General features: G+C 52.8%; 7 protein-coding genes and 1 tRNA gene. 2 read left to right on the top strand and 6 right to left on the bottom strand.

The window, feature by feature from the left end:
• Positions 1–648 (top strand): RICIN domain-containing protein (locus B4B27_RS11445; protein WP_290726613.1); only part of this gene is annotated, 648 nt, incomplete at its 5' end.
• A 74-nt stretch (positions 649–722) separates the two neighbouring features.
• Here B4B27_RS11445 and B4B27_RS11450 read toward each other — a convergent pair.
• The 4 genes from B4B27_RS11450 to B4B27_RS11465 form a co-directional block, all read right to left on the bottom strand.
• Positions 723–1,040, bottom strand: coding sequence for a hypothetical protein (locus tag B4B27_RS11450; RefSeq protein WP_173366588.1), 318 nt, complete (start codon positions 1,038–1,040; stop codon positions 723–725).
• A 24-nt stretch (positions 1,041–1,064) separates the two neighbouring features.
• Positions 1,065–1,149: transfer RNA gene (locus B4B27_RS11455), tRNA-Ser, on the bottom strand.
• Between the two features lie 80 nt (positions 1,150–1,229).
• The gene (locus B4B27_RS11460; protein ID WP_290726615.1) at positions 1,230–2,918 is read right to left on the bottom strand and encodes a M3 family oligoendopeptidase; all 1,689 of its coding nucleotides are present in this window, start codon (positions 2,916–2,918) and stop codon (positions 1,230–1,232) included.
• A gap of 11 nt (positions 2,919–2,929) precedes the next feature.
• Positions 2,930–3,583: a hypothetical protein gene (locus tag B4B27_RS11465; protein WP_290726617.1), complete on the bottom strand. Its 654-nt coding sequence runs from the start codon at positions 3,581–3,583 to the stop codon at positions 2,930–2,932.
• A 327-nt stretch (positions 3,584–3,910) separates the two neighbouring features.
• On the opposite strand from B4B27_RS11465, the gene grpE reads away from it, so the two are divergent.
• A complete protein-coding gene (gene grpE, locus B4B27_RS11470; RefSeq protein ID WP_290726619.1) occupies positions 3,911–4,579 on the top strand; it encodes a nucleotide exchange factor GrpE in 669 nt (222 codons plus the stop codon).
• Positions 4,580–4,643: 64 nt separating this feature from the next.
• Here the strand turns inward: grpE and B4B27_RS11475 are convergent, their stop codons facing one another.
• Both B4B27_RS11475 and B4B27_RS11480 read right to left on the bottom strand, forming a co-directional pair.
• Positions 4,644–4,889 (bottom strand): LEPR-XLL domain-containing protein, encoded by a 246-nt coding sequence (locus tag B4B27_RS11475; protein ID WP_290726621.1) that lies wholly within the window; start codon positions 4,887–4,889, stop codon positions 4,644–4,646.
• A 116-nt stretch (positions 4,890–5,005) separates the two neighbouring features.
• On the bottom strand, positions 5,006–5,870 hold an 865-nt coding region (locus tag B4B27_RS11480), incomplete at its 5' end, for an FISUMP domain-containing protein (RefSeq protein WP_290726623.1).

Genomic DNA, 5,870 nt, shown 5'->3' on the forward strand with positions numbered 1-5,870 from the left:
TACCAGCAGCTGTTCAAGGTGGCGTTCTACAAGCAGGGGAGGATCAAGTCCCTCGGCGAAACAAAGAAATGCATGGGAATTACATCTAGCAATGCGCTCGAACTTATGGATTGTAGCGATACGGCGACCTTCGTGAAGATTTTCTCGGTGGGCGATAATCCGGTCACCTACTACATCCAGCTCGGGAGCCGCGTCGTGGATATCCCTAACGAATCTACGGCCGCTGGCATTGTCGCCTCGACCTACGGTTACAACGGCGGTGCTCACCAGCGTTATACCTTCGATGATGCCGGAGTCAATACGCCAAACGCCTTCCTGCTCAAGAACTACAAGAGCGGGCTCTACCTGCAGGCGGTAGGCACGCAGGTACAGCAGAACCGCAAGGTAGACCGCGACGAATCCTTCATCTGGAAACTCGAGGAGGCGGGCACGAAGCCCGATACGTCTTCTGCGGGCGATACGAGCGTCGTCGCTCCCGATACTTCTGACACGAGCAAGACTGACACGTCAATAACGAGGATTGTCCGTATCCGCGACATTCAGCTGCAGGCTGCCCCGACAAAGATATTTGACCTGAAGGGCCGGAACATCGGCCGGCAACCGCTCGGCCGCAACCGTAATACGCACAGGGTCCTTTTCAAGAAGTAAAAACGGCTCATTGCCTGAAAATGCAAAAAGCCCGGCTTTAGAGCCGGGCGAAATTTTTTTGCTTGATTTAGCGATTACACGCCGAAAGCGGCATCGGCAGCGGCGGCGTTCTCAGCCACGTTTTCCGGTGCGGCAGCATCGGCAGCTTCGGCAGCGGCGATGGCTTCATCCGTAACATCGTTGTTCGCCTTTTCGATCATGGAAAGCTTGCCTTCCTTGAACTTGTACATGGCGATGGTAGTGGGCTTCTTGTTGAGCTGGATGTAACCCTGGCCTGCCTGGTTGTTGAGGAAGCGGGCTTCATGCGCCATCATGACAACGGCACGGAATACAGAGCCTTGACATTCTTTGCTAGCATAGATATCGTCAAGATAGACTCTCTGATCGGACATCGGGGTACCTCCGAAAAATTTTAGAAGAGGGAGAGGGATTCGAACCCTCGTTACCGTAAAGTAAACACGCTTTCCAAGCGTGCGCCTTCAACCACTCGGCCATCCCTCCAGGATGTGAGGCCAAATATAGATATTTTATTCATGCTTGTCAAGCGTTTTTGGCCTTTTTTCGCAAAAATTTGCAAAAAATTACTTGCCCAGTTCATCCCACACGACCTGCATGAGCGGTTCGAGCGTCCTGGGGGAGAAGTCGAACTTGATATTTGCGGCCTCGAAGAGCTCCTTCACGGGGCGGCTGCTCCCGAGACTTTCGGCACGGAAGAGGTCGTCGATGGCCTTTTTCGGGTCCTTTTTGAAGTTCGCCCACACCTGCAGGGCCCCGATCTGGGCAATCCCGTACTCGATGTAGTAGAACGGGCACTCGAAAATATGGAGCTGCTTCTGCCAGAGGTTGCGGCGCACGGCCTCGAGCCCGGTGTAGTCCACGCCGGCATCGTAGCGGGACATGATTTCGTCCCAGATATCGCTGCGGTCTTCCGCCGTATGGGTGGGGAAGTTATAAAGCCTGTGCTGGAAACTGTCTACGCTCGCGACCCACGGGAAAAGCCAGACGACATCTTCGAGTTCACCGATGGTGCTGCGTTCGATCGCTTCGCGGTCATCACCGTAGAAAGGCTTCAGGTTCGACATGCCGATGAGTTCCATGCTCATGCTTGCCACTTCGGCGAATTCGGCGGGAACGTCGCGGTACGGGAAAATGGGCTGGTCCGCAAGTGCGAACTGGTGGAACGAGTGCCCCGATTCGTGCAGGAGCGTGTAGATATCGCGGTCCGTGCAGGCCGAATTCATGAAGATAAAGGGGAGGCGGCTCTCGTCAAAACCGATCTGGTAGCCGCCCGGAGCCTTGCCGAGCCTGGAATCCGGGTCGATGAGCTTTTTCACCTGCATCTCGCGGGCCCACTTGCCTGCCTGCGGATGGATGCTCTCGAAAATCTGGTCGACTTTCTCGATAAGTTCGTCGCCGGTGCTATAGGGCTTGAGCGGGGCACGGTTCATCGGGTCTACGCTCAAATCCCACGGGCGCAGGCGTTCGAGGCCCATCTTCTGCGCTCGCTTCTTGTACATTTCCTTCTGGAGGGGGAGGACCAGTTTCTCGATGCTCTCGTGGAAGGCTTCGCAGTCGGCAGGGGAGTAGTCAAAACGGTGCTTCGCGAGGAATATATAATCGATAAAGTCCTTGCAGTGGGCGTTCCTCGCAATCTGCTTGCGGATTGAGAATAAATTATCAAACGAGTTGTCGAGCGCTTCCTTGTCCTTGAGGCGACGATCCCACATGGTGCGCCAGGCGCGTTCGCGCAGTTCACGGTCCGTGCGTTCCATGTAGGCGGCCATCTGTTGCATGGTCTTCGTTTCGCCATCAAATTCGACGCTCATGCCACCGGTAATCTTCTGGTACGCCTGGATTTCCTTGTTCTCTTCGGTCTCGAGCGAGATATTGTCGGGGGAGAACAGGTCCAAGGAAACCTGGACGCCCTTGAACCATTCGCCGAATTCATCCTGGAGCGCATTCTTCGCCGGGTGAGCGACGAGCTTCTTGTTCAGCTTGTCGTCGTATTCGTTCATGATGGGCTGGATGTTCTCCACAAAGCTCTCGTAGGCCTTGGCAGCTTCTTCGTCGGCAGTGTTGCAGGTCATCGCCACGTAACGGCGGCAGCTCACTTCGCCCAAAACGGATTCGAGTTCGCTCCAGTCCAGAATCCACTGGCGGAGTTTCGCGGAATTTACAGGAATCTCGCGCTGCAGCAAGGACTGGTAAAGTTTTGAAACCTCGTGGGAATCATCGACATTCAGGTTTTCGGGAACATACTTGCGGTTCATTTTTCCTCCGGTTACAGCCCGCCGACCCAGTCTTTCAATATACTGTTCAGGATGGTCTGCCTTACGTTGTCTTCAATGGCAACCATTTCCTCGTGCGAAATCGTGCGGGAATCGTTGAAGTCGAAGGACACGGACTCGCCTTCCGGGCCGAGCGCCACAACAAGCTTGCCTGCGGCCTTGACTTCTGCGATTTCTTTGAATTTGAAAATTCTCTTGTCCAGCGGGAGGCGCGTAGATAGCCGAACCTTGTTCTCGCCGGGAATAAGCGTGACGGAATCCTTGAGTTCGAGCGGCAGGTCCATGAGCGTGTCGAGCGACACGTGCGCAGCGAAATCCCGCAGCCAGAGCGTATCGACGTCGGAATTTTTCACGTCGAGAACGATACCCAGGTACGCATACCCGAGATCGATGTTGACGATGCCCTTCGCGAGGTTCTGCACGAACGCGACGACATTCGGGTTCGGCAGGATTCCTCCGATAACGGCTCCGCCGAGCTGATCGACAATGTCGGGACGGATTTGTACCGAGTCGAGCGTAAACTGCCGAAAATCCACCTTCATGTTCCGCATGATGCTCGCCGCGTCGATTTTTCGCGTCACGGCGCAGCCGTCCATTAGGGCCGCGGCAAGAAACAAAATGCAGGTTATAAAAAGGATTTTCTTCATTTTTTCACAATATAACAAAAACACGTTGATTCAATGTCCCAAAAGGACGTGTCGTTCAACAAGCATGGCCGATCAATCCCTATTTCTCCGAATATTTAATTGCCGATAATGCGGATTATGTAAACTAACGTAGCGGAAACAGGGAGGAGGATTATAACCATGATTGCTCTGATTTTCATACTTGATTTAAACTTAGAAATACATTTGATAACAATGTTTCAAAATAATACTCTCGGGGACCTGATAACGCCCCTATTCCATGGTCTTGGCATTGGCATGTTTTTTGCTAAATTTTGGCTGAAAAATAAAATCAAAGGAAAGATTACCATGGCAGAAGATTTGAACGAACAGGAACCGACCGCAGAAGAAAAGGCAAAATTCGAAAATGACGTGCTCAAGGCCGCCGAAGACGCTATGGAGATGGATGGTTCGACAGGCTCACCAACCGAGGACAAGGCCAACGCAGCCCAATCTGCGGACGCACCTGCCGACGCCGAGCAGCCCGCTGAGGAAGCCGCCGAACAGTCTGCCGAACCTACGGAATCTGCCGAGGAAATTCTCAAGGCCGAACTCGCTGCCGCAAATGACCGCAACCTCCGCCTGATGGCCGAATTCGACAACTACCGCCGCCGTACCGCCAAGGAACAGCTCGAACTCATCGAGACCGCCAACGGCAAGCTCCTTGAAAAACTCTCCGAAGTGCAGGACAACTTCGAGCGCGCCTTCGCGAGCGAAAACAAGGCCCAGGATTTGGAAGCCTTCGAGAAGGGCATGCAGATGATCTACAACCAGTTCGCGAAGATTTTGACCGACGCGGGCCTCGAGCAAATCGACCCGACAGGCGCGGAATTCGACCCGAACATGCACGAAGCCCTGATGCAGCAGCCCAGCGAGACCGTGCCCGAAGGCCACGTTGTCACCGTGTTCCAGAAGGGCTACAAGCTCAAGAACAAGATCCTCAAGACCGCGAAGGTCATCGTCTCTTCCGGGAAATAAACCCGCACGACACTCCCCCGCTTTTAGCAATCCCCGACATCTTGTAACGATGGACGGGGCTTTTTTATAATTGAACTCCCCTGTCAACAGCCTTGCCACCAATGACATCAGAGAGGCTCCCGATTTGCTCCACATACGAGTCAAACTGGTCAATATCAAGGTTGGGTTCTAGGGCCGGGTCGAGCGGTTCGGCATCCATCATCAAGCGAGGCTCGAGAGACTCGATCTTGTACATGTTGCGGGTGGACTTTTTAGCCTTGGGAGCAGACTTCTTGATGTTCTTGTTGTTGGACTTGACATTCTTGGACATGATTTTCGCCTTTTTAGTTAAAACTTTTTTGTGTGGAATTTGAGGAAAATTCCATTTGGGATATACAAAGTACAGCGCACTTGAAAGTGCGCTGTGCCTTGTGTCAAAATTTTTGATTATTCAACCTTCACGCAACGGACGGATAAGCCCTGTGTTTTATATGTCTGCTGCTCAGTTAGAGATGTTTCAGAAATTGATGTTGCAGCAATAAAAGCCGTAGAAACAAGTGTTCCATCTTCAGAATAAACTCCTTCTTCTGGATAGTACCAATATGTGACTGTTCCTAAACCATCAAGCCGTCGATTCCACACCGACCCGGCACCAACGAGGGAATAGCCGGTGTAGTTATAGCCACCGAAGCTCCCGGCCCGGACATCTTCTATACCGTGTTTGTTATTTTCTGCTTTTAGTACGATGTAAAAATCATCCTGCGTCAGCAGGCGCCAGCCATCGGGGCAGATTCCCTGATGATTCGGCTGAATCAAATCGGCACAACTCTCGGTATTGCAGCGGCTCGGCAGCTGCATCATCTCGGCCCACTGGTAAAGCCCGCCGTAGCGGTCGCAATTGGTCGTGTCCCTATCGTAGCAATAACGTTCAATCGTCGTATCATCAGCCTGATCTTTTACGTATGTAATCATTTTGCCGATATTCAGGTTTTCGGCCATCACGGTTACGGAATCCTCCTCACCAGCCTTGTTCTTCCCTCTAATCGTAAGGTAGTAGTAGCTGCGGCCATTGCGCTCATCCGTAAAGGTCTTGTAGTCACTTCTCGAAACATATGGCACCCCTCCCAAATCGTACAAATGATCATACGGCACGTATTCGCTGCTGCTGGACACGCTAGAACTCGATTTCGTACTGCTGCTGGATTTCGCAGAACTGCTGCTCGATTTTGCAGAGCTACTCGAAGCGACGCTGGATGACGAGCGCACGCTGCTGCTGGATAGATCCTCGACCGGAGCCGAGGATGACGAACGC

Source organism: Fibrobacter sp. UBA2449, assembly GCF_002342555.1.
In the GTDB taxonomy this organism is placed as follows: domain Bacteria; phylum Fibrobacterota; class Fibrobacteria; order Fibrobacterales; family Fibrobacteraceae; genus Fibrobacter.

Bases quoted from the DNA above. Each gene is read 5' to 3' on its own strand.
- B4B27_RS11450 (WP_173366588.1), bottom strand. From the start codon at position 1,040: ATGTCCGATCAGAGAGTCTATCTTGACGATATCTATGCTAGCAAAGAA.
- B4B27_RS11460 (WP_290726615.1), bottom strand. From the start codon at position 2,918: ATGAACCGCAAGTATGTTCCCGAAAACCTGAATGTCGATGATTCCCAC.
- B4B27_RS11465 (WP_290726617.1), bottom strand. From the start codon at position 3,583: ATGAAGAAAATCCTTTTTATAACCTGCATTTTGTTTCTTGCCGCGGCC.
- grpE (WP_290726619.1), top strand. From the start codon at position 3,911: ATGGCAGAAGATTTGAACGAACAGGAACCGACCGCAGAAGAAAAGGCA.
- B4B27_RS11475 (WP_290726621.1), bottom strand. From the start codon at position 4,889: ATGTCCAAGAATGTCAAGTCCAACAACAAGAACATCAAGAAGTCTGCT.